Annotated in this window: 19 protein-coding genes; 8 read left to right on the forward strand and 11 right to left on the reverse strand. The window is 70.9% G+C overall.

The window, feature by feature from the left end; translation table 11 throughout:
- Positions 1–189 precede the first annotated feature (189 nt).
- Positions 190–1,437 carry an XRE family transcriptional regulator gene (locus LUX31_RS09330; RefSeq protein WP_235474317.1) on the reverse strand — a complete coding sequence of 416 codons (1,248 nt, stop codon included), beginning with the start codon at positions 1,435–1,437 and terminating at the stop codon, positions 190–192.
- Positions 1,438–1,573: 136 nt separating this feature from the next.
- On the opposite strand from LUX31_RS09330, the gene LUX31_RS09335 reads away from it, so the two are divergent.
- Together LUX31_RS09335 and LUX31_RS09340 are read left to right on the forward strand one after the other, a co-directional pair.
- Positions 1,574–1,924, forward strand: a complete 351-nt coding sequence (locus LUX31_RS09335; RefSeq protein WP_235474318.1) for a DUF6415 family natural product biosynthesis protein — start codon at positions 1,574–1,576, stop codon at positions 1,922–1,924.
- Positions 1,921–2,136, forward strand: coding sequence for a hypothetical protein (locus LUX31_RS09340; protein WP_235474319.1), 216 nt, complete (start codon positions 1,921–1,923; stop codon positions 2,134–2,136). Before LUX31_RS09335 ends, LUX31_RS09340 begins: the two co-directional genes overlap by 4 nt.
- A 397-nt stretch (positions 2,137–2,533) precedes the next feature.
- On the opposite strand, the gene LUX31_RS09345 is transcribed toward LUX31_RS09340, so the two are convergent.
- The 4 genes from LUX31_RS09345 to LUX31_RS09360 form a co-directional block, all read right to left on the reverse strand.
- Positions 2,534–3,007 (reverse strand): DUF6099 family protein, encoded by a 474-nt coding sequence (locus LUX31_RS09345; protein WP_235474320.1) that lies wholly within the window; start codon positions 3,005–3,007, stop codon positions 2,534–2,536.
- Between the two features lie 157 nt (positions 3,008–3,164).
- Entirely contained in the window at positions 3,165–3,515 is a 351-nt protein-coding gene (locus tag LUX31_RS09350; RefSeq protein ID WP_235474321.1) for a nucleotide pyrophosphohydrolase, read from the reverse strand.
- Positions 3,512–4,681, reverse strand: coding sequence for an ATP-binding protein (locus LUX31_RS09355; RefSeq protein WP_235474322.1), 1,170 nt, complete (start codon positions 4,679–4,681; stop codon positions 3,512–3,514). The genes LUX31_RS09350 and LUX31_RS09355 overlap by 4 nt, the downstream gene beginning before the upstream one ends.
- Before the next feature lie 96 nt (positions 4,682–4,777).
- On the reverse strand, positions 4,778–5,167 hold the full coding sequence (locus LUX31_RS09360) for a cell division protein SepF (RefSeq protein ID WP_235474323.1): 390 nt from the start codon (positions 5,165–5,167) through the stop codon (positions 4,778–4,780).
- A 274-nt stretch (positions 5,168–5,441) separates the two neighbouring features.
- On the opposite strand from LUX31_RS09360, the gene LUX31_RS09365 reads away from it, so the two are divergent.
- Positions 5,442–9,536 carry a bifunctional nitrate reductase/sulfite reductase flavoprotein subunit alpha gene (locus LUX31_RS09365; RefSeq protein ID WP_235474324.1) on the forward strand — a complete coding sequence of 1,365 codons (4,095 nt, stop codon included), beginning with the start codon at positions 5,442–5,444 and terminating at the stop codon, positions 9,534–9,536.
- A 126-nt stretch (positions 9,537–9,662) separates the two neighbouring features.
- Complete coding sequence (locus LUX31_RS09370) at positions 9,663–11,408, forward strand: hypothetical protein (protein WP_443045940.1); 1,746 nt, start codon at positions 9,663–9,665, stop codon at positions 11,406–11,408.
- 23 nt (positions 11,409–11,431) lie between these two features.
- Here LUX31_RS09370 and LUX31_RS09375 read toward each other — a convergent pair whose 3' ends face one another.
- Positions 11,432–11,950, reverse strand: a complete 519-nt coding sequence (locus LUX31_RS09375; RefSeq protein WP_235474325.1) for a YceI family protein — start codon at positions 11,948–11,950, stop codon at positions 11,432–11,434.
- Positions 11,951–12,155: 205 nt separating this feature from the next.
- Here LUX31_RS09375 and LUX31_RS09380 point away from each other — a divergent pair, with 205 nt between their 5' ends.
- Positions 12,156–12,653 carry a MarR family winged helix-turn-helix transcriptional regulator gene (locus LUX31_RS09380; RefSeq protein WP_235474326.1) on the forward strand — a complete coding sequence of 166 codons (498 nt, stop codon included), beginning with the start codon at positions 12,156–12,158 and terminating at the stop codon, positions 12,651–12,653.
- 38 nt (positions 12,654–12,691) lie between these two features.
- Here LUX31_RS09380 and LUX31_RS09385 read toward each other — a convergent pair whose 3' ends face one another.
- Both LUX31_RS09385 and LUX31_RS09390 read right to left on the reverse strand, forming a co-directional pair.
- Positions 12,692–13,387, reverse strand: coding sequence for a sigma-70 family RNA polymerase sigma factor (locus LUX31_RS09385; protein WP_235474327.1), 696 nt, complete (start codon positions 13,385–13,387; stop codon positions 12,692–12,694).
- A gap of 345 nt (positions 13,388–13,732) precedes the next feature.
- The gene (locus LUX31_RS09390; protein WP_235474328.1) at positions 13,733–14,398 is read right to left on the reverse strand and encodes a hypothetical protein; all 666 of its coding nucleotides are present in this window, start codon (positions 14,396–14,398) and stop codon (positions 13,733–13,735) included.
- A gap of 156 nt (positions 14,399–14,554) precedes the next feature.
- Here LUX31_RS09390 and LUX31_RS09395 point away from each other — a divergent pair, with 156 nt between their 5' ends.
- Both LUX31_RS09395 and LUX31_RS09400 read left to right on the forward strand, forming a co-directional pair.
- Positions 14,555–15,805, forward strand: coding sequence for a heparan-alpha-glucosaminide N-acetyltransferase domain-containing protein (locus LUX31_RS09395; protein ID WP_235474329.1), 1,251 nt, complete (start codon positions 14,555–14,557; stop codon positions 15,803–15,805).
- A 114-nt stretch (positions 15,806–15,919) separates the two neighbouring features.
- The gene (locus LUX31_RS09400) at positions 15,920–16,867 is read left to right on the forward strand and encodes a TIGR01777 family oxidoreductase (protein WP_235474330.1); all 948 of its coding nucleotides are present in this window, start codon (positions 15,920–15,922) and stop codon (positions 16,865–16,867) included.
- A gap of 118 nt (positions 16,868–16,985) precedes the next feature.
- Here the strand turns inward: LUX31_RS09400 and LUX31_RS09405 are convergent, their stop codons facing one another.
- Positions 16,986–17,708, reverse strand: coding sequence for a TetR/AcrR family transcriptional regulator (locus LUX31_RS09405; protein ID WP_235474331.1), 723 nt, complete (start codon positions 17,706–17,708; stop codon positions 16,986–16,988).
- A gap of 126 nt (positions 17,709–17,834) precedes the next feature.
- Between LUX31_RS09405 and LUX31_RS09410 the strand changes: the two genes are divergently transcribed.
- Positions 17,835–18,596 carry an SDR family NAD(P)-dependent oxidoreductase gene (locus tag LUX31_RS09410; RefSeq protein ID WP_235474332.1) on the forward strand — a complete coding sequence of 254 codons (762 nt, stop codon included), beginning with the start codon at positions 17,835–17,837 and terminating at the stop codon, positions 18,594–18,596.
- 236 nt (positions 18,597–18,832) lie between these two features.
- Here the strand turns inward: LUX31_RS09410 and LUX31_RS09415 are convergent, their stop codons facing one another.
- Together LUX31_RS09415 and LUX31_RS09420 are read right to left on the reverse strand one after the other, a co-directional pair.
- Positions 18,833–19,675: a hypothetical protein gene (locus LUX31_RS09415; RefSeq protein WP_235474333.1), complete on the reverse strand. Its 843-nt coding sequence runs from the start codon at positions 19,673–19,675 to the stop codon at positions 18,833–18,835.
- Between the two features lie 68 nt (positions 19,676–19,743).
- The gene (locus LUX31_RS09420) at positions 19,744–21,483 is read right to left on the reverse strand and encodes a sulfite reductase subunit alpha (RefSeq protein WP_235479853.1); all 1,740 of its coding nucleotides are present in this window, start codon (positions 21,481–21,483) and stop codon (positions 19,744–19,746) included.
- Positions 21,484–21,486: the final 3 nt, after the last annotated feature.

Consider the following 21,486-nt stretch of genomic DNA (forward strand, 5'->3'; position numbering starts at 1 on the left):
CGTCTGCGCCATCAGCTGGCGTCAGCGCGGGGCGTCCCAGCGAGGACGCTCCGGGTCTCGGCACGTCCTCGAACTGCTCAGCCAGGGCAGGCCGCCCGGCTCCCGTCCCCATGGGTCCCCGTGGACTCCGCTCTGTCCGCGACCTGGGAATTGCTCGATCTGCTTGATCAGCCGGCAAGGGGCTGGCGCTCAGTCGAACTCGCGCAGCGCGGTGACGAGTTGGCGCCCCTCGGCAGCGCCCCGGCGCAGCAGGAGAGCGGCTGTGGTGTGCAGCTCGTTCCAAGAGTGCGGGCGGCCGACGGCGGAGGCATCGGGCACGGCCTCCAGCGCCACAGTGAGCGCCTGTGCGGCCTCCCCGGCTCCGGCGCAGGCGTGGGCCAGGCAGGTGCGGTACCAGGTCTTGTCACGGCGGTACTCGTCCGGCAGGGCGGCCAGCCCCACCGTGAGGTGGTCCACGGCCGCGCGCCAGTCCCGCAGGTGCAGCGCGGACATGCCCCGCTGGAGCGTGAACCATGTCTCGCCGTAGAAGTACATCCAGACCGGTTCGTCCTCGGGGCGCTCGGCTGCCCGGCCGATGAGGTCCTGTGCCTCGTCCAGGAACCGGGTGGCGTCGTCACCGTCACCGTTGAGCGCGTGGCCCCGGGCAGCCATCTGCGCCGCCATGCCCTGCACCCCGAGCGACGTCCCCGACGCCGACCAACGCGCTGCTTCAGCGAGCCGGACAGCCCGGTCTCCGCGTCCGCCGGACCACGCCATGTGGGCCTTCATCGACAGCGTGGTGGCGGCCATGTTGGGGTCTCCGGCCTCCAGCGCCCATTCGTGACTCCGGTCGTACCAGGCCAGCGCGGCGGCCGTCTGCCACTGGTCCTGCGCCATCCACGCGAGGAACTGAGCGTGCTCGGACGCGAGACGGACCACGCGGTCGGCCAACGGGCCACGGGCGCCGGCATAGAGGTCCACGACAGTGCGGAGCTGCTGACGCATCACGTCCACCAGGGGGCGGGAACCGATCTGGTCCTCGGCCCGGCGGTGCTCGGCCAGCAGCCGGTCAAGCCAGTCCAATGTGGGGGCGTCGACCCTGTGTCCGTTGTCGACCACGCTCGTGATCCGGGTCAGCAGGTCGTCATCAGGCCCGGGGCCCGGGAGCACCAGCCGGGCGACCTGCTGAGCCGGGGCCAGGGCCCCCGCCCGGCTGAGGTCCGCCGGGACGTCCAGACCGGAGCGGATGCGCTGCTGTACCTCCACCGAGGTCACCCGCCAGTGGCCCCGCTCGATGGCGGAGACGTCCGGCTGGACCAGGCCGACGCGCTCACCCAGCTTGGTCTGGCTGAGGCCTGTGAGCTTCCGGTACGTGCGGAAGACGGCACCCCAGTCCTCGGCGGTGACAGCGGCGATGAGCTGCGGATGTGCCCACAGGTCCGGTCCGGAATCCCCCATGGAATCAACGATATAGGGCCTCCATATAGGGCCGCCCAATTGTGGCGGATGAGGAAGCTCAGAAGGGTTGACACGCAAGAACCCCGGCAGCCTGGCAGGGCCCCGGGGCTTGGCCAACCTGAGGAAGCAGGTCAACATGTCGCAAGCTACAACCCCCACGAGTGACACGGCAGGGGATCTCCCTCTGGACATCGAGTCCATGCGCTCCAGCGCCCTTCGCCTGATGGGTCCGGAGGCTCAAGTGCCCCCGTCCGATGTCGAGCTGGCAACGCTGACGCTGACTCTGCGAGGGCATCTGAAGCTTCTGGTCCCCGAGGTGGAGTCTGTCGCCCGCAAGCTGTCGGAGGACGACGTACCGAGGCCGTGCGCACTGGTGTGCGCCCGTGAGGCCCGGCAGCGGCTCAGCCTTCCTCCGGGGCTCGCGCACGCCCGGCGAATCTCCCGCTCGGTCAACGCGCTGTGCGACCACATGGAGGCACTGTCGTGAGCGAGCAGCGGTGGGAGGAGGAATCCGGGGGCGCGGGCGACATTCAAGCCGTCGCAGGGGATGCGGAGTTCATCCGGATCCATGAGGAGTCGTACGACGTGGCGACGTACCGACGGATGCTGGATCACGGGCAGTCCTGCCCGGAGTGCAGGGAAGGCGTGTGCCCCGAGGCGCGCGCCCTGTGGAGGGCGGTCAAGAGGCGGGAGCCGTAACCCCAACAGCATGGAGCCCAGCCCGGTGTTGCGCTTCGGGTCGGGCTCTGTCTCAAGGTCCCGAGCGGGCCGCTTCAGACGGTCCGTGTGCCAGACAAGCACGGCATCGGCCTCGCGAACAGACAGTATGTCGAGCAATTCCGCGTACGCGGGTCGCAGAGCGCGCTGGCCGCCTCTGCCGACGGCTGTGCGGTCGTCGTCGCTTGAACGCCACAACGGACCAACCGAGGTCGGCTGCGAACCTGCGGCAAGCTTCCTCCTGCCGGGCAACCCCTTCGGCCTTGCCGGCCGGGTCGTGGCCCCTGCTGGGATTCGGGCGCGGAACGCGCACCGACAGGGGCGCGGGGAACCGCGCGACCAGCCCCCACCGGCCCGCGCCGGACAAACGAACGCCCGCCTACCCGGCGACCCGCTCCGCTCCCCCCGCCGCCTCCCGCGCCGCCAGCTTTCGGAGCATCTCCAGGACCCGGTCGCGGGATTCGTCCGCCGCGTCGATCGACTCCATGCACTGCCAGTACGTCGTCTCGTCGCGTGCCGCGCTCGCGATGCCGACCAGGGCGATGCCCGCCTCGCCGAGGAGATTGCCCAGCCAGAGGAGGGCCTGGCGGGCGTCGCCCAGCTCGGTCAGCTGGGCCGCGCGTAACGCGCCGACGGCGAGGCGCGGTTCGTCGAGCACTCCGCAGCCCCGGCCCGCCAGTTCGGTCAACCCCAGTGCCTCGCCCCGCAGTTCGGGTGGCCCGGTGACTGCGAGGCGGCTGCCTATCGCCTGCGCGAGGGCCTGTGCCTGCCACACCTCCCTCAGGGTCTCCGGCACACCGTCGCTGCCCGCGAGGGCACGTCTGCTCGTCAGGATGAGCCGCACCGCGTCCATGCGCTGCCCCCGTCTGTCCCGACGCGCTCTCGCACGTCCGCCCAAATTCCACCGTCCACTACCCAGAGTGAAGTGCTGTGGGACGAAAAGCCAGAGGAAGACGGAAATCTGCGGACAACAAATGGGGAACGAACCGCATTTTGACTCCGGAGAGTAACTATTTCGGCGGGAACCTCCGTTCGTTGCGGTCGATCTTCGCGTCGAGGGCCGCGAGCGCGTCGATCCCGAGCACCTCGCACAGCTGGAGCAGATAGGCGAGTACGTCCGCGACCTCGTCCGTCACGCGGTGGGCGGTGTCCGCGTCGTCCATCACCCGCGCCGACTCCTCGGGCGTCAACCACTGGAAGATCTCGACCAGTTCGGACGCCTCCACACTGAGCGCGGCGGCGAGGTTCTTGGGGGTGTGGAACGGCTGCCAGTTCCGTGCCGCCGCGAACTCGGCCAGCCTGCGCTGGAGTTGCGCCACGTCCAGATCCTGCCGCTGTTCGGGGTGTTCCTGATCAGTCACGGCTTCAGGTGTACCACCGTCGCCCCTGCCACTCCCCGCGCCCACGACGCGTCGCTCACCGCCCCGAGCAGGCGGATGTGCCCGCGGTCGCACATCCGTACCGCCAGGCCCAGGAGTTGCTCGCGCTGACGTACGTCCAGGGCGCGGTCGAAACCGTCGGCCAGGACCGTGAGTGTCTGGAGGGCGTCGGGCACCTCGCCGGGGCGGTCGACCGTCAGGACGCCGGGGCCGGTCAGCAGGACCAGTGCCAGGCCCGCGTATCTCAACTCGCCGTCGCCCAGCCTGCCGAAGTGGGTGAGCACGCCGTCGCCCCGGTCGAGTACGGCTCTGACGCGGCCGTCGGCGACCCGGTCGGCGCGTACGTCCGTGACCGGGCCCGCGCAGCCCTCGCGGACGGCGGCGGTCAACAGCCCATGGCGGATGGCGCATTCGGTACCGGTGCGCCAGAGGACCTCGGCCAGGTTGTCGCAACCCGGCAGCAGGCGTCCGCTGCTCACCGGGACCGCCGCGCGCATCCGGTCTGGGCGTGGGTCGCAGGCGAAGACCGACCGCAGTGCGACCACCATCTGCTCGGCGGCGGCGATGACCCTGCGCTCTCCGTCGGTCCGGCCGGCCACCTTCAACGGCAACAGGGCCGTACCGAGCCGGTCGTCCGGCATCGAGACGCGCGTGACCGATTCCGAACCGGCGGTGTGCCAGGCGGCCTGGACGAAGCGGCGGCCGGGATCGCGCAGTGCCGTCTCCAGCAGGACCACTCCACCCGCGCTCAACCGCTCGCCCACGATGCGCAGTTCGGGCTCGGCCTGCACGGCGACGTCGAGTTGTACCGGACCCTCGGGACCGTCCGCCGTACAGCCGATGCGGAAGCCGCGCCTGCGCTGGGCGTCGGGGCGGGCGCGTTCCGGTACGCAGGCGGCCGGGTTCGGGAAGGCCTCGCCGACGGCGGCGCCGGAGCCGAGGCGGGCCAGTGACTCGTACGCCCTGAGGGCTGTCGTCTTGCCACTGCCGCTCGGCCCGGCGAGAAGGGTGAGCCGCCCGAGCGGCAGGCTCACCCGGCGGTGCCCCGCGTACGCGGAGAGCCGCAGTTCGGTGACGCTCGGCCGCTCGGGACGCGGCGCTGTCTGCTTCTGCGCTGCGGCGGGCGGTAGATCCATTGACAGGGTCATAACCGGACCGTAGGGCTCCGCCCGCGCGGCGAACCGTTCCGTCCGCCGCACCTTCCTACGAACGGGGGATCACCGGTTTTTGCGGCCGGGTCGCTCTCAGTGTCCGGGGACCCCCGCTCCGCCCATGAGGCCCCCGACCTCCGTACCTGGCGGGGTGAGAAGGAACACGTTCCGGTCGACCCGGTGCATCCCGCTCGCCAGACCGAAGACGACGCCCGTGCTGAAATCGAGGACGCGCTTGGCGGTGTCCGTCTCGGCGCCGGTCAGGTCGAGGAGCACCGGAATGCCCGCCATCAGGGTTTCCGCGACGTCCCGCGCGTCCGCGAAGACATTGACGCGCAGGACGACGAAACGCCGCCTGGCCTCGGTCTCCGCCTCGGGTATCGACCGGTGGCCCACCGCGGACGGCCAGGCGTCCCGGCCTCTCAGCGGTACGACCTGGGCGAGCCCCTCCCACTGTTCGTCGGTGACATCGTGGCTGTTCATCGACCCACTCCGCCCTGGCTCGCACTGGCTGTCTGCATCAGCCAATTCTTACGCATGGTCACCCGATCGGCCCAATACGACACGCTCAGCGACCCCCTATGTGAGATATATCCGAACACCTATACGTACCTCACAGCACTGACACTCTGGCTGTGCAGCGGGTGTAACCGCTCATGATCAGGTCATGTGACATCGACGTAACGGGCAATTCGTACGCTCGTCGGCAGCAGGCCCGGTACGGAGCAGGGCAGGGCAGGGCAGAGAAAGGCAGCACGTGACCACTACCCCCACGACCACGCAGGTGCGGACCGTGTGCTCGTACTGCGGTGTGGGCTGCGGAATCGTGCTGGACGTCGGGCTCGGGCCCGACGGACGGCGTACGGTCTTCAAGGCGTCCGGGGACAAGGCGCACCCCGCGAACGCCGGGCGGCTGTGCACGAAGGGCGCGACCACCGCCGACATGCTGAGCGCGCCGGGCCGGCTGACCACCGCGCTGGTCCGGGACGGCTCGGACGACCGGGGCGAGGAGCTGGTGCCCGCGCCCGTCGCGGACGCGATCGCGGAGACCGCGCGGCGGCTGCGCGCGATCGTCGACGAGCACGGGCCGGACGCCGTCGCCTTCTATGTCTCCGGGCAGATGGGCCTTGAGGCCCAGTATCTGGCGAACAAGCTGGCCAAGGGGTTCGTCGGGACCAATCAGATCGAGTCCAACTCGCGGCTGTGCATGGCGAGTGCCGGTACCGGATACAAGCTGTCGCTGGGCGCCGACGGGCCGCCCGGCTCGTACGACGACTTCGACCACGCCGACGCCTTCCTCGTCATCGGGTCGAACATGGCCGACTGCCATCCGATCCTGTATCTGCGGATGATGGAGCGGGTCAAGGCGGGGGCCAAGCTGATCGTGGTCGATCCGCGGCGTACCGCCACCGCCGCCAAGGCCGATCTCTTCCTGCAGATCAAGCCTGGGACTGATCTCGCCTTTCTCAACGGTCTGCTTCATCTCCTGCACGCCGACGGGCACACCGACCCGGAGTTCATCGCCGCCCACACCGAGGGCTGGGAGGAGATGCCCGGCTTCCTCGACGACTATCCGCCGGACGCCGTCTCCGCGATCACCGGGATTCCCGAGGACGACATCCGGGAAGCCGCGCGGATCATCGGGGCGGCCGATGACTGGATGAGCTGCTGGACCATGGGGCTCAACCAGTCCACGCACGGCACCTGGAACACGAACGCCCTGGTCAATCTGCATCTCGCGACGGGTGCGATCTGCCGGCCCGGCAGCGGGCCCTTCTCCCTCACCGGGCAGCCGAACGCCATGGGCGGCCGGGAGATGGGGTACATGGGGCCGGGGCTGCCCGGGCAGCGGTCGGTGCTGGTGGACGAGGAGCGGGCGTTCGTCGAGGACCTGTGGGAGCTGCCGGCCGGCACACTCCGCAAGGACGGCGCCGGGCACGGCACGGTCGAGATGTTCCGGCGGATGGCCGAGGGCCACATCAAGGCCTGCTGGATCATCTGCACCAACCCGGTCGCCTCGGTCGCCAATCGCCGTACGGTCATCGAGGGCCTGGAGGCCGCCGAGTTCGTCGTCACCCAGGACGTCTTCGCCGAGACCGAGACCAACGCGTACGCCGATGTCGTCCTGCCCGGTGCGATGTGGACCGAGGCGGAGGGCGTCCTCGTCAACAGTGAGCGCAGCCTCACCCTCGCCCAGGCCGCCGTGGACCCGCCCGGCGACGCCATGGCCGACTGGCGGATCATCGCGGCCGTCGCCCGTGCGATGGGGTTCGAGGGGTTCGCGTACGAGAGCGCGGCGGACGTCTTCGAGGAGCTGAAGCGGGCCTGGAACCCGAAGACCGGGTGGGACCTTCGGGGCGTGACGTACGAGCGGCTGCGGGAGACTCCCGTGCAGTGGCCGGCCGCCTCCGTGGACGGGCCCGCGCGCAACCCCATTCGCTACCAGGGGGACGAGGGACTGCGGTTCCCCACGGCCAGTGGGCGTGGCGTCTTCTTCGCCCGGCCGCATCTGCCCGCCGCCGAACTGCCCGACGACGACTTCCCGTTCGTCCTCAACACCGGGCGCGTGCAGCACCAGTGGCACACCCTCACGAAGACGGGCAAGGTCGCCAAGCTCAACAAGCTGAACTCCGGGCCGTTCGTGGAGGTACACCCGGAGGACGCCCGGGAGTTGGGCGTCGTGGACGGCGACCCGGTCGAGGTCGCCTCGCGGCGCGGGCGGGCCGTGCTGCCGGCGGTCGTCACGGACCGGGTGCGTCCGGGGTGCGTCTTCGCGCCCTTCCACTGGAACGACCTCTTCGGTGAGTACCTCAGCATCAACGCGGTGACGAGCGACGCGGTCGATCCGCTGTCCCTGCAGCCGGAGTTCAAGGTCTGCGCGGTGTCCCTGGTCAAGGTGCACAAGCCCGAGGCCGAGGTGCAGCACCCCGAGGTCCCCGAGCCCGTGCGCACACAAATCCCGGTGCCGGTACCGGAGTTGGCGTTCACGCCCGCTCCCCCGCCCGTCCTCAGCTCCCAGGAACGCCAGTACCTCTCGGGCTTCCTCGCCGGGTTGCCCACCGGCGCCGCGGGGACTCCGGTGCTGCCCGCCTCCGCTCCCTTCAGCGCCGAGCACGCCGACTGGGTGAACGGGATGCTCGCCGGCATGTACTCCCGGGCCCTGGACGCACCGCCGCAGCAACAGGTCGGTGTCGAGGTCGAGTTGGCCGGGCGGGAGGTCGTCGTGCTGTGGGCCTCCCAGACCGGCAACGCCGAGGAGCTGGCGGGCGCGGCTGCTGAACGGCTGAACGCCGGCGGGCACCGGGCGAGGCTCGTCGGCATGGACGAGGCCGATGTGGCCGCCCTCGCGCGCGGTGCCGATCTCCTCTTCATCACCAGCACGTTCGGCGACGGCGACGCCCCCGACAACGGCTCCGGCCTCTGGGACACGCTCTCCGGGGAGCAGGCGCCACGGCTGGACGGCGTGCGGTACGCCGTCCTCGCGCTGGGCGACTCCTCGTACGACGACTTCTGCGGGCACGGGCGCCGACTGGACGCGCGACTCGACGAGTTGGGGGCGGTACGGATCGCGCCGCGCACCGACTGCGAGCCCGACTTCGAGCCGTCGGCGGACGCGTGGCTCGACCAGGTGCTCGACGGGCTGGAGACGGACAGCGAAAAGACGGTTTCCGCTCCCGCTGCTCCCGCTGCTCCTGCTGCTCCCGCTCCCGCTCCCGCTCCCGTCGTCCGGTCCGCCAAGCCCGCCCCCTCCCCCGCCCGGCTCGTCGGCAACCGGCTGCTCAGCCTTCCCGGCGCAACCAAGGAGGTGCGCCGGTTCACCTTCGACACGAGCGGTACGGGACTGGCGTACGAGGCGGGCGACGCGCTCGGCGTTCGGCCCGTCAACTCCGCCTCCCTGGTGGCGGAATGGCTGGCCGTGACCGGACTGGACGCGTCAACCGGCGTGATCGTGAACGGAGTTGGTGAGTTCTCGCTCTCCGAGGCGCTGCACGGGCAGCTCGACATCACCCGGATCACGTCCGACCTGCTCCGCTTCATCTCTGAACGGGCCCGGGACAACCGGGAGTTGAAGAAGCTGATGCGGTCCGACAACAAGGACGGGCTGGCCCGCTGGTCCTGGGGTCGGCAGGCCGTCGACGTGGTCGCCGAGTACGGGGTGCGGGCGTCCGCGCAGGAGTGGGTGGGGGTGCTGCGGAGGCTTCAGCCCCGGCTGTACTCCATCTCGTCGAGCCCGCTCGTCGACCCGGCGCGAGTCTCGCTGACGGTGTCCGTGGTGCGGTACGAGAACCTGCGTGGCGTGCCGCGCGGCGGAGTCTGCTCGCCCTTCCTGGCCGACGCCGGGCCGGACACGGCGGTGCCCGTCTTCGTGCAGCGCTCGCCGCACTTCCGGCCCCCGGCGGACGCCTCGACGCCGATGGTGATGGTCGGGCCGGGGACCGGGGTCGCGCCGTTCGTGGGGTTCCTGGAGGAGCGGAGGGCGCTCGGGCACACGGCGCAGAACTGGCTGTTCTTCGGCGAGCAGCACCGCGCCACCGACTTCTACTACGAGGACGAGCTGGCCGAACTGGTGGCCGAGGGCACCCTCAGCCGCCTGGACACCGCGTTCTCCCGCGACCAGCGCAACAAGGTGTACGTCCAGGACCGGATGCGCGAGCACGGGCCCGAGCTGTGGCACTGGCTCCAGGAGGGCGCCCACTTCTACGTCTGCGGCGACGCCTCCCGCATGGCCAAGGACGTGGACCGGGCGCTGCGGGACATCGCGGTGGCACACGGCGGACTGAGCGAGGAAGAGGCGGGCGTGTACGTGAAGCAGCTCGCGGCGGCGAAGCGTTACGTACGGGATGTCTACTGAATGCCCATATACAGCTACTAGCGAATGCCCATAAACGGCCACTAGCGGACATTCTTACCGGCCTCACACTGGACCCTTCACCTCCACCCGCACGCGGCACACCAGGCACGATTACGTTCCACTGTCGTGCACTTGGCAGAAACAGCGCCTGACACCAGGGCGAAGACCATCCCCCGCCCGACCTGGGTGGCCGTCCCGGAGGCCGATGCCCCCGCGCAGTGGCATCGCGTTCTGACCCTGCTCGCGACCGTCAGCCTGTTCATCGGTACGCGCGCGGTGTGGACGCAGGCCGCCAGTCACCGGCTGGTCGTCGCCGCCGTCATCTCGCTCTGCTATCTGTCGATCCTGGTCAGCGGGGTGCTGGCGCTGACCGTACGCCGGACCCGTTCGCTCGCCCGGCTCGATCTCTGCGTCCTGGTCACCGCCATCACGCTGACCCTGTGCACGTTCGCCCTGAACCACGCCGGCGGCGACGAGGGCGTCCTCACCGCGCAGGCCGCCCGGGAACTGGTCGCCGGGCATCCGGTGTACGGGCAGCCCTGGCCGTGGCTCTTCCAGCACAACCCCGACGTCGCCCTGACCCCGACGATGAACGGCGGCTACGACCTCACGTACGGTTACCCGCCCCTCGCCCTGCTGCTGACGGCGCCCCTTCTGTGGCTCGGGCACGGCGCGCTGGCCGCGACCGCGGTGACGACCGGGGCGCTGCTCGTCGGCGCGGTCACCCTGTGGCGGCTGCTGCCGGTGCCGTGGCGGTCGGCGGCGACCATGGCGTGTCTGGGCCTCGGCTTCCTGCCGAGTTACGCGCGGCTCGGTTACCCGGCGATCATCGGGCTCGCGCTGCTGATCCCGGTGGTGGTGCACTGGCCGCGGATCGGGGCGGGCGGGCGGCTCGGGTGGGGCGGGATCGCGCGGGCCGCCTGTCTGGGCGCGGCCTGCGCGGCGCAGCAACTGCCGTGGTTCCTCGTGCCGTTCCTGCTGGCCGGGATCTACGCCGTGCGCCGGGGCGAACTGGGTGGCAGGGCCGCCGCCGGGGTGGTGCTGCGGGTCGCGGGCATGGCAGTCACCGTATGGCTGCTGATCAACACGTACTTCGTCGTGAGCGAGCCGGGCGCCTGGGCGGCCGGGGTCGCGCTGCCGCTGACGCAGGACGCGACTATCCACGGGCAGGGGCTGGTGGGCCTCGCGCTCTACTACACCGACGGCAGCGACCGGCTGGCCTGGTACTCGCACGCGAGCGTGCTGCTGACGGGGGCGCTGCTGGCACTGCTCGTCCTGTTCGTGCGGCGGTTGGGTCCGGCGACGACGGTGCTGCCCTGGTGTGCCTTCTTCCTGGCGACGCGTTCGCAGGACGGCTACTACCTGCTGATGACTCCGCTGTGGCTGGCGGCCGCGATCACCACGCCCGCCGCGTCCTTCGCCGGCGCGTGGCAGCCCCGGCCGCGCATCCTGTCGGGCCCGCGCAGGCGTCCGGCGCTGGTCGCGGCGGCGGCGCTGCTCCTCGTACCGGCGCTGGCGAGTGCGGCCGTGGCGGCGACGGGGTCGCCGCCGCTGCGGATGCGGGTGACGGGGACGCGTACGGCCGGACCGGCCGCCGTGTCGGAACTGGACGTCCGGGTCACGAACACGGACGACAGCGCCCTCACGCCCCACTTCACGCTGACCACCGGTCAGGGCATGAGCCACTGGTGGAAGGTGGCCCGGGGGCCTGCCACGCTGCCCGCCCACGCGAGCGCCGTCTACCGACTCCGGCCGCCCGGGACGGTGTTCCACGTGCCCCGGCGGCCGGGGACGCGGATCCGGCTGCGTGTCTTCACGGCGTCGCCGGACACCTTGTCGAGCATGGACGTCCGGCTGCCGGGCGAGCGGTAGCCAACGGGGGTCAACGTGACGGGTCAGGCCGTCTTCGTACGGACGAAGGCGAGCGTGGCGTTGACCGTCGTGAGGCCCTTGATCATGCCCATCTGGTTCCAGCCCATGCCGAACTCGTTCCGGTCCACGGTGAACTCCGCGTCCAGGGCGACCGCGTCGGCGTTCGCCTTGGTGAGGCGGGCCGTGAGGGTCACCGGGCGGCTGATGCCGCGCACGGTCAGCTGACCGTCGACGTGGACGGTGTCGCCGCCGCGGAGTTCGGCGCCGCGCACCCCGAAGGTGATCTCGGGGTGGTTGTCGACGTCGAAGAAGTCGGCGGAGCGCAGGTGCTTGTCGCGCTTGGTGTGCTTGGTGTCCAGGGAGGTGGCGTCCAGGGTCACGGTGCCGGTGGCGGAGCCGTCGGACAGGACCTCGCCCTGGCCGCCGACGACGGCGAAGGCGCCCTTCACCGTGACCATGCCCCACATCGTCTTGTGACTGACGGCGACGGTGGTCGCGGTCCGGTCGAGCTGCCACAGGCCGGTTTCTACGGCAACGGTCATGAGGGTCTCCACATACGCAAGGGGGACGAAAAAGAGGACGACGAGACGAAAAGAGGACGACGAAGGGATGGCGAAGACCCCGGTCATCGCCGATCATCGCCGGTCATCCAAATTTGGATGATGCTCACGCTAGCCCGTAATCCAAATCTGAACAACCCTCCGCGACTCCTTCGTGCAAAATTGGACAACCGGTAGGATCGAACCCATGGCCGACCCTGCCGACAGCGCCCCCGACCTGCCCGCATGCCCCTCCGCGGGCGAGAGCGCCCTGCTCCCGGCCGAGCTACGGGCCTGGATGATCCTGCTGGCCACGACCGGGTCGATCGAGCAGCGGCTCGGCCCCGTCCTCAAGGACACGCTCGGGGTCTCCCACGACGAGTTCCTGGTGCTGTGCCTGCTGGCGGGCCGGGCCGACGGCGGGCTGCGGATGACCCGGATCGCGGAGCTGCTCGGCCGACCCAAGACCCGGCTCACCTACCAGATCGCCTGCCTCCAGCACGCGGGGCTCGTCACCCGGCGCTCGGTCCGCAGCGACAAGCGGGGCGTCGAGGTCGCCCTCACCGAGAAGGGCCGCCGCCTGTTCACGGAGGCCTCGCCGACCCTGGCCGACACGGTCAACTCGGGGCTGGCGCGTATCGGCGCCGAGGAGCGCGAGGCGATGTACGGGCTGCTGCCGGAGGTGGCGGGCGGGGAGAAGGCGTGAACTCCCCTGTCCCGCCCGCCCGCCCGCCCGGTCGGTCGTCAGGCCGCCAGGACCGCCGGCTCCGGCCGCGACTCCGATCCTGACTCCAGTCCTGACTCCGTCGCGGCCACCGTCTTCGTCACGGCCTCCGTCTCGGCCTCCGTCTCGGCCTCGGTGAGCAGGTCGACGAGGGTCGCGCGGGCGCGGGCCACGCGCGAACGCACCGTCCCCACAGGGCAGTCGCTGACCTCGGCCGCCTCCGCGTAGGGCAGCCCCATCAGCTGCGTGAGGATGAACGCCTCGCGCCGCTCGTCGGGCAGCACGGCCAGCAGGTCGAGGAGCGCGACCCCGTCGTCGAAGCCGGGCAGGCCGCGCGGCTGGGCCAGTTCGGCGGTCAGCCGCCAGTCGTCGGTGTCGCACAGCCGGGGCCGGGCGGCTGCGTGCCGGAAGCTGTCGATCACCGCGCGCCGCGCGATGGCCATCAGCCAGGCACGGGCCGAGGACCGCCCCTCGAACCGGTGCAGACTGCCGAGCGCCCGCAGGAACGTGTCCTGGGCGAGATCGTCGGCGGCCTGCGGATCGGCGGAGAGATGGGCGACGTACCGCACCACATCGCGGTGCAGGGCGCCGACGAACCGTTCGACGGCGGCCGGGTCGCCACCACGGGCGGCGAGCGCCCAGGCGGTTATCGACTCGTCCAACGGACGAGTCGTGGAGGTCGGGCGGGTCGAGGCGGGCAGTACAGGAGTGATCACCTGGGGTCCTTCTCGGATCATCCGGAATCCGGCCCGGCGACAGCCCACGAAACGCGACGCACGCGAAGGCGCTGCGAGGCGCGAGACGTGCGGGCACGCCGCTACCGGGTGAGGGAGGACGGTCGTACGCGCTGGGCGGGTACGACCGGGGGCCCGGGCGCCCACGGAGGCCGACGTCGAGTGCGTCGGAGCTTCCTGGAACGGCCCCGGGAAACCAGGGCCTGCCGTTCGGATCACGCCGGCTTCAGGCTGCGGCACCATGTGTGATGCGTGCGGCCACAAGGCAAAGGAACGTGTGCCACACCCGGCGGCCAGGCGTGATCCGATCAGCAGACCCTCGCTGTCTCAGATGACAGCGAGCCCCGTCGGCGGGCCCCGAGAAGTGATCGCGTGGACGAGCAGGAGGAGCCGTGGTGTCCGGTCCGAGCTGCCGCGGCGCGGGCGGAGGCGGGGGCGGTCCGGAGTCGCCGGGCGCGCGAGCGCCAGTCGCAGCGGAGCGGCCAGGCGGCCGGCCACCGCGCGCAGGATGCGGAACGCGGCCCGTTCGCCGTACGCCAGCCACAGACCGCAGAGCAGCGCGGCGAGCGTGTGGGCGGCGAGCATGCCGTACGAGGACGACAGGGCGTCCGTGCCGTGGCCGCCGTGGGCCATGTGCCCCAGGCCCATGACCATCCCCGTGTCCATGTCCATGTCCATGCCCATGTCGGCATCCATGCCGATGTGGGTCATGTCCATGGAGTCCGTCGACGTGCCGGCGGTGCTCCGCGTGAACGAGAACGCCGAGTGGAGCGCGCCCTGGGCGACGACCACCACACCCACGACCAGCGGGAGTCCGCGTTCGCGGCCGGCGAGGCACCAGCCCGCGCCGCCCATGACCACGGTCCCGGCGACGAGCGTCCGCCAGGAGACGGAGGAGCCGGACATCAGCACGTGGCCGAGGGCGGCGAGCAGCACGCAGACGGCCGCGAACACCGCGGCCCGCAGCGTGCGTGCACCCCATCCGGCAGTCATGACGGCGCTCATCCTCCCATCCGGCACTCGTTCGTCAGTGGTGGGTACGTAAATTACTGATCAACCGTTCGGCGGGGTACCCCCGGCCGTTCGGCGGGGGTTCGCCGGACGTTCGGCGGATACCTGGTCCGACCAGCGGGTTTCCACCCTGGAACCATGACGCAAAACGCCTCTTTGCCGAATTTCGCCGCCGGTACTCAGATCGAACCCACAGCTCCTGTCAGCCCCGCCGGTATACGTCCCGCACAGCTAGGCCGACTGGTCGGCGTGGACCTCGCGCGCGGCCTCGCCGTCTTCGGGATGTACGCCGCCCATGTCGGCCCCGACCCCTCCTCGGGCGGGGTGACCGGCCATGTCATGGAGCTGTTCCACGGCCGCGCCTCCGCGCTCTTCGCCTTCCTGGCGGGCTTCTCGATCATCCTGATGACGGGCCGCCGGGTGCCGAAGACCGGCCGCGAGGGACGCCAGGCCGTCGCCAAGGTGCTGATCAGGGCGGTGCTGCTGGTCGCCCTCGGCACCTGGCTGACCTCCACCGGCACCCCCGTCGAGGTCATCCTCGCCTTCTACGGCCTCTGCTTCGTCCTGGTCCTGCCCTTCCACCGACTGCGCGCCGGCGCCCTGGCCGCCATCGCCGCCGGTACGGCACTCGTCCTGCCCCAACTCCTGTACGTCGTCCGGCGGTCCATCGACGACGGCTCCTGGGCGGAGACGTTCACGCACAACGATCCGCTGGCCCGGGTCAGCGGCACCGACGGCTTCGTCGAGCTGATGTTCACCGGGAGCTACCCGGCCCTGACCTGGGTCCCGTTCCTCTTCGCGGGCATGGCGGTGGCCCGTCTCGACCTCGCCGCCACGGCCGTACGTATCCGCCTCGCCGCCACCGGCGTCGCGCTCGCCGTGCTCGGTTACGGCGGCTCGTGGCTGGCCCTGCACTTCGTACCCGGTGTCTCCTCCGCCCTCGCGGCGGGCGGCGGCGAGGACGGCTCCGGTTCGGTCATGTCGGCCTGGTGGTCGGACACGGCCGGCTATCCGACCGGGGACTCGGCGGCCTGGTTGTGGGTGGCCTCCCCGCACAGCGAGACGACGCTGTCCGTCGTGGGCAACACCGGGGTCGCCATCGCCGTACTCGTCGGCTGCGTGGCCGCCGTCGACACCCTCCCCCGCTTCCGGCGCCTCGCGGGACCGGTCGTCGCGGTCGGCACGATGTCCCTGACGGCGTACGTCCTCCACGTGGCCGGCATCTGGGCCCTCGGCATCGACGAACTCCCCGGCTCCCCGCTGCACGTGCTGTTCGGCTTCGTCGTGGCCGTGACCGTCTTCGCCGTCGCCTGGTCGCGCTTCTTCAGGCGCGGGCCGTTGGAGCGCGTCATGGGGGACGCGACGAGGATCGCGCGGTGGGTGAAGTAGTGGGTGAAGTAGTAGCCGGTCCGACTGGACGCCCGCTTTTGAACGTGTTCAAATATCTACGCCAGGCTCGTAGCACAGCCGTTCAGCGCACACGTTCACGTCCCAGGGGGAGCCATGAGGATCGTCATTCCCGGAGGAACCGGCCAGGTGGGTAAGGTCCTGAACCGCGCCCTCACCGCCGCCGGTCACGACGTGACCGTCCTGACCAGACGGCCGACGCGCGAGGGCGAGATCGCCTGGGACGGCGAGACCCTGGGCGACTGGGCCAAGGCTGTCGACGGCAGCGACATCGTGATCAACCTGGCGGGCCGCAGCGTCAGCTGCCGCTACACCCCCGCCAATCTGCGGGCCATGATGGACTCGCGGGTGCACTCGGCCAGGGTCGTGGGCGAAGCGATCGCGGGAGCCGCACGGCCGCCCCGCCTCTGGCTCCAGATGAGCACCGCGACCATCTACGCCCACCGCTTCGACGCCCCCAACGACGAGGCGACCGGCGTCATCGGCGGCGCCGAACCCGGCGTACCGGACTACTGGGCCTACAGCGTCGAGATCGCCAAGGCCTGGGAGCGGGCCCAGGAGCAGGCACCGACGCCCACCACGCGCAAGGTCGCCCTGCGAACCGCCATGGTGATGAGCCCGGACCGCGGCGGCGTCTTCGACGTCCTCCTCCGCCTGGCCCGGCTCGGCCTCGGCGGCCCGGTCGCGGGCGGGGCGCAGTACGTGTCCTGGATCCACGACCAGGACTTCGTACGCGCGATCACCTTCCTGACCACCCGGGAAGACCTGACCGGCCCGGTGAACCTCGCCGCTCCCGATCCCGTCCCACAGCGCGAGTTCATGAAGGCGCTGCGCGCGGCCTGGGGAGTCCCAGTAGGCCTGCCCGCCACCCGCTGGATGGCAGAACTGGGCGCGTTCGCACTCCGCTCGGACACAGAACTCCTACTGAAGAGCCGCCGGGTGATTCCGGGCCGCCTACTGGACACGGGCTTCACCTTTGACCACACGGAGTGGCCGAAGGCGGCAGCTGATCTCGTACACAGGGCGCGCCACAGCGCCCCGTAAGGGGCGCGAGGCTGTGTTCATATGCGGCTCCGCCGCGTGGGCGCGACCAGCCCCCACCGAACCCGCACCAAACAACCAACCACCCCCGACGGCCGACGCCCCCGCCCGTCGAGCGCAGCTAGGACAACCCCTCCTGCGCAACAGCAAGCGCCAAGCGGAAGCCGGCCGCCAGTTCAGCCCCCGCCTCCCCCGCCCCGGACTCCGCCCCGGCGTCAGCCGTGCGCCACGCATCCCGCTCAGCCGCCGCACGCAACGCAGAGTTGAGCATCGCGGCCTGAATCACCGGCCGCACATCATCGGCAGGCAAACCCGCACGCGCAGCAAGCGCACGGGCAAAGGCCGGCTCAGCCTCGTCGTGCGACTGAAGCCAGACGGCACGCAGCCCCGGCTCGGTACGGGTCAGCCGTAGCAGCTTGCGCAACTCCGCGACCCCGGGCCGCCCCGTCCAGGTGTCGATGTCCAACACCGGCGCCAACGCCTCCTCCAGTGGCCGCCCAGGCCCCCACTCCCGCAGACACCCGGCGATCCTGTCGATACCGGCCGCGAACAACGGAGTGACGCAGCTCTCCTTACTCGGGAAGTAACGCCACACGGTCCGCGACGAGACCCCCACCGCCTGCCCGATCTGCTCCCCCGTCGTGGCGGTCACCCCCTGGGCGACGAACAGCTCCACCGCGGCCAGGGCGATCTCCAGCCGGATCTCGGACTTGCGCTGCTCGGTCAGCCGAGGCCGACCCGTCCGCCCGCGCCCACGACCGGAAGCCTCGCCCTGCCTGCCGTCCGGCACCAGCGACTCCTCGCTTCCACCCCGTACTTCCGCCCCGTACTTCCGCCCCGTCATTGAGGACCGGCCCATTGTAGTGATCCCAAGAAGACACCTCGACTTTATGTCTTTCAGAGACATTAAGTCGTACGGTGGCACCGCAACACCCCGTTGCACCCTCACGCACCACCTCTGGAGCACGTCATGACCACTGGACTCAACGGCCGCAGCGTCATCGTCACCGGCGCAGGATCGGGCATCGGCCGGGCCACCGCACTGGCCTTCGCGGCGGAGGGCGCCCGCGTCGTGGTCGCCGATCTCAACGCCGACGGCGCCGCCACGACCGTCAAGGAGATCGAGGAGGCCGGCGGCACGGCGGTGGCCGTGATCGGCGACCTGAGCGAGCAGACCGTCGTCGACGAGGTGGTCGCCACGACGGTGGAGCGCTTCGGCGGGGTGGACGCGCTGGTGAACAACGCGGGGATCATGGACAGCATGTCGGCGGCGGCGGACGTCAGCGACGCCGAGTGGGAGCGCGTCATCCGCATCAACCTGACCGCTCCGTTCCTGCTCACCCGGGCCGTCCTGCCGCACATGCTCGAGGCGGGCAAGGGTGCCATCGTGAGCACCGCCTCCGAGGCGGGCCTGCGCGGCAGCGCCGCGGGAACCGCGTACACCGCCTCCAAGCACGGCATCGTGGGCCTCACGAAGTCCCTCGCCGTGATGTACCGGAACCAGGGCATCCGCGCCAACGCCATCGCCCCGGGCGGCACACGGACCGGCATGGTCCCGGCGGTCGACCAGGAGGCGCACGGACCGTCGGTGCTCTTCCCGTACATGGGCAACATCGGCCGGGTGGCCGAGCCCGAGGAGCAGGCCGCCGCGATCGTGTTCCTCGCCTCGGACGCGGCCAGCAACATCAACGGCGTGATCCTGGCCGTCGACAACGGCTGGTCCGCCGTCTGACGGCAGACGTTCACCAGGCAGGCCCACCCTGGTGCTTGAGCCCTCAAGGGAGTGGAGGAGGCTGGTCGCGGCCAACTCTCCCTGGAGGTACGTGAGATGACGAGCCGAGGGAAGTAACGGGTCACTGAAGTAGGGATGGTCGGGTGGCGCGCCAGCGCCCCCGACAGGGGCGCGGGGAACTGCGCGACAAGCCCCCACCGGGCCCGCAGCCGACAACCCGCCCAACCAGCGCAGCACTACGCGTCGGGCAACGACGCGGCAAGCTGCTCCCACACCCCGTACACATCCACCCCAACCACTCCGAACTGCGTAACAACAGCAACGCACCGCCCGTCCTCGTCGTCCAACTCCAACGCCGAGGTCGGGCCGTGCGCCCCCGAGGCCCGCACAAGGTGACACTCCCGCACACCCGCGAGGTCGATCTCCACCGAACTCTCCGCAACCGCCGCGAACACCCGCCCACCCACGGTCCGGTCAGTCACATGAACCCGCCCCGCGCACGCCTGCATGACCGCCGGGGCGAACACGGCGACCCCGATCGGCAGCCCGACCGAGCACACATGGTCGAGCACCGACGGCACGACGCCGACGTCGATCGCCCGGTGCTCACCGCGATACCGGTCGAACGCCGCACGCCGGGCAACCCCACCGTCCGCGAGAACCGCGTCGAACTGCGCGAGCTGGTCACCGCTCTCCCACGCCGGCACCTCGGGAACGGCGGACGCCCCGACCGCAGACGCCCCGGCCTCGACCGTAGGGGCAAGTCCGACCAACAGCCGGTCCCCCTCCGACAACAGCCGCCCCTGATGCACGGTCCGCCCGGCCCCGTCGATCAGATGGACGGCCACCGACCCGCTGCTCTCGTCCCGTTCGACCACGGCCGAGGCGACCCCGTCACCGTCGAGACGCAGCGCGATCGCCCCCGGCCGGACGGCGAACGCGTCACCGCGCAGACTCGGTACGGCATAGCTCCCGGCCTGGTCGATCCGCGCGACCGGCCCTCCGGTGACCGCCTGGACGTACTGGAAGAGGGTCAGGCACCGGGCCAGCTCCGGCATCCGCGCGTCGATGAGTCGCACACTGCTGTTCCGCCGGGGGCAGCACCCCTCGAACGCGCAAAGCCGGCCGCCATGCTGGTCGGTCATGTTCAGTACACGTCCCGGACGTAGCGCTTCGCCCGCCGCAGGTCGGCGAGATACTCCGCCGCGTCGTCGTCACCACGTCCGCGCTGCTCGCCGATGACACCCAGCAGGGCCGTCTCGACGTCCTTCGCCATGCGGGAGGCGTCGCCGCAGACGTAGACGTGCGCACCCTCCTCCAGCCAGCCGTACAGCTCGCGCGAGCGCTCCCGCATCCGTGTCTGTACGTAGATCTTCTCGGCCTGGTCGCGCGAGAACGCGAGATCCAGCTCGGTGAGCACGCCGCGCTGCCGCAGATCCGTCAGCTCGTCCTCGTACACGAAGTCGGTGTCGCGGTGCTGGTCGCCGAAGAACAGCCAGTTGCGCCCGGCGGCACCCCGCGCGGCCCGCTCGTGCAGGAAACCGCGGAACGGCGCGATGCCCGTGCCAGGACCGATCATGATCATCGGGGCGTCGTCGTCGGCCGGGACACCGAAGGAGGCGTTCGGCTGGACGTAGATGCCGACGGACGTGTCCTCGCCTATGCGGTCCGCCAGGTACGTCGATGCCACGCCCTCGTACGTCCGCTGCCCGGTGCCGTACCGGACGGACGCGATCGTGAGGTGGATCCGGTCCCCATGGGCGAGCGGGCTCGACGCGATCGAGTACTGGCGGGCCTGCAACGGCCGTAGCAGCGGCAGGAGTTCGGCGAGGTCCGGGGCGGCGGAACCGGCGTCCTGGAGCAGGTCGAGCACATCCCTCCCCCAGAGCCAGGAGTCGAGGTCGGACCGGTCGCCGTGCGCGACGACCGCGGCCAGCTCGCTCGACGGCGCACGCTCGACGAGGTCGGCGATCAGCTCCTTCGACGGGGTACGGATCTCCCGTTCGGTACGCAGGAGTTGGGCGGTCTCCGCGTCTCCGCTCGCGCCGAGGTGATCGAGCAGCGTGCCCACGAGGGCGTCGTCGTTCAGCGGTACGACGGCCAGCGCGTCGCCCGCCTCGTACGTGATGCCGCTGTCGCCGAGGTCGAACTCGTAGTGGCGGATCTCCTTCGCGCTGCGCGGGGAGGACAGCAGCCTGTTCACCGTGAGCCGGGACGGGTACGGGGTGCGCTTGTTCCAGGGGGAACGGACGCGGGCCGGTGTCGCCGCGGGCGTACTCGCGCCGGTCGTACCGCTCGTCCCGCTCGCGCCGGTCTCCGCGACCAGGCGGTCGAGGACCGCGCCCGTCCAGGCCGCCGCCGGCTCCTCGAAGTCGACGTCGCAGTCCACGCGTTCGTGCAGCCGGCCGGCGCCGAGCTGCTCCAGGCGGGTGTCGATGAGCTTCGCGGCCTGGCAGAAGTCGTCGTAGCCACGGTCGCCGAGACCGAGGACCGCGTACCGCGTGCCTTCGAGGCGCGGTGCCGTGTCGGACTGGAGCGCCTCCCAGAACAGCCCGGCGTTGTCGGGGAGTTCGCCCTCGCCGTACGTGGAGACGACGACAAGTACGTGGGACATCGTGGCGAGTTGCTCGGGCGTGACGGCGTCGAGCGCGGCGGTCCGCGCGCCCAGGCCACGGGCCCGGGTTCCGGCGGCGAGTTCGTCGGCCACGAACTCGGCGTTGCCGGTCTGGGTGCCGAACAGGACGTCGATCGTCGCGGCGGGCCCGTCACCCGCCGCACTGGCCCGGCGTCCGGCCGCCGCTATGCCGGCGATGAACCCGGCGAGCCAGGACTCCTGGGCGGCGGAGAACGGTGCGTCCACCGGGATGAGGGACCCGGTCGGGGGCATGAG

It is taken from the genome of Streptomyces sp. GQFP, assembly GCF_021545335.1.
Lineage (GTDB): Bacteria > Actinomycetota > Actinomycetes > Streptomycetales > Streptomycetaceae > Streptomyces.

Bases quoted from the DNA above. Each gene is read 5' to 3' on its own strand.
- LUX31_RS09330 (WP_235474317.1), bottom strand. From the start codon at position 1,437: ATGGGGGATTCCGGACCGGACCTGTGGGCACATCCGCAGCTCATCGCC.
- LUX31_RS09335 (WP_235474318.1), top strand. From the start codon at position 1,574: ATGTCGCAAGCTACAACCCCCACGAGTGACACGGCAGGGGATCTCCCT.
- LUX31_RS09345 (WP_235474320.1), bottom strand. From the start codon at position 3,007: ATGGACGCGGTGCGGCTCATCCTGACGAGCAGACGTGCCCTCGCGGGC.
- LUX31_RS09355 (WP_235474322.1), bottom strand. From the start codon at position 4,681: ATGACCCTGTCAATGGATCTACCGCCCGCCGCAGCGCAGAAGCAGACA.
- LUX31_RS09360 (WP_235474323.1), bottom strand. From the start codon at position 5,167: ATGAACAGCCACGATGTCACCGACGAACAGTGGGAGGGGCTCGCCCAG.
- LUX31_RS09375 (WP_235474325.1), bottom strand. From the start codon at position 11,950: ATGACCGTTGCCGTAGAAACCGGCCTGTGGCAGCTCGACCGGACCGCG.
- LUX31_RS09380 (WP_235474326.1), top strand. From the start codon at position 12,156: ATGGCCGACCCTGCCGACAGCGCCCCCGACCTGCCCGCATGCCCCTCC.
- LUX31_RS09390 (WP_235474328.1), bottom strand. From the start codon at position 14,398: ATGACTGCCGGATGGGGTGCACGCACGCTGCGGGCCGCGGTGTTCGCG.
- LUX31_RS09395 (WP_235474329.1), top strand. From the start codon at position 14,555: ATGACGCAAAACGCCTCTTTGCCGAATTTCGCCGCCGGTACTCAGATC.
- LUX31_RS09400 (WP_235474330.1), top strand. From the start codon at position 15,920: ATGAGGATCGTCATTCCCGGAGGAACCGGCCAGGTGGGTAAGGTCCTG.
- LUX31_RS09405 (WP_235474331.1), bottom strand. From the start codon at position 17,708: ATGACGGGGCGGAAGTACGGGGCGGAAGTACGGGGTGGAAGCGAGGAG.
- LUX31_RS09410 (WP_235474332.1), top strand. From the start codon at position 17,835: ATGACCACTGGACTCAACGGCCGCAGCGTCATCGTCACCGGCGCAGGA.
- LUX31_RS09420 (WP_235479853.1), bottom strand. From the start codon at position 21,483: ATGCCCCCGACCGGGTCCCTCATCCCGGTGGACGCACCGTTCTCCGCC.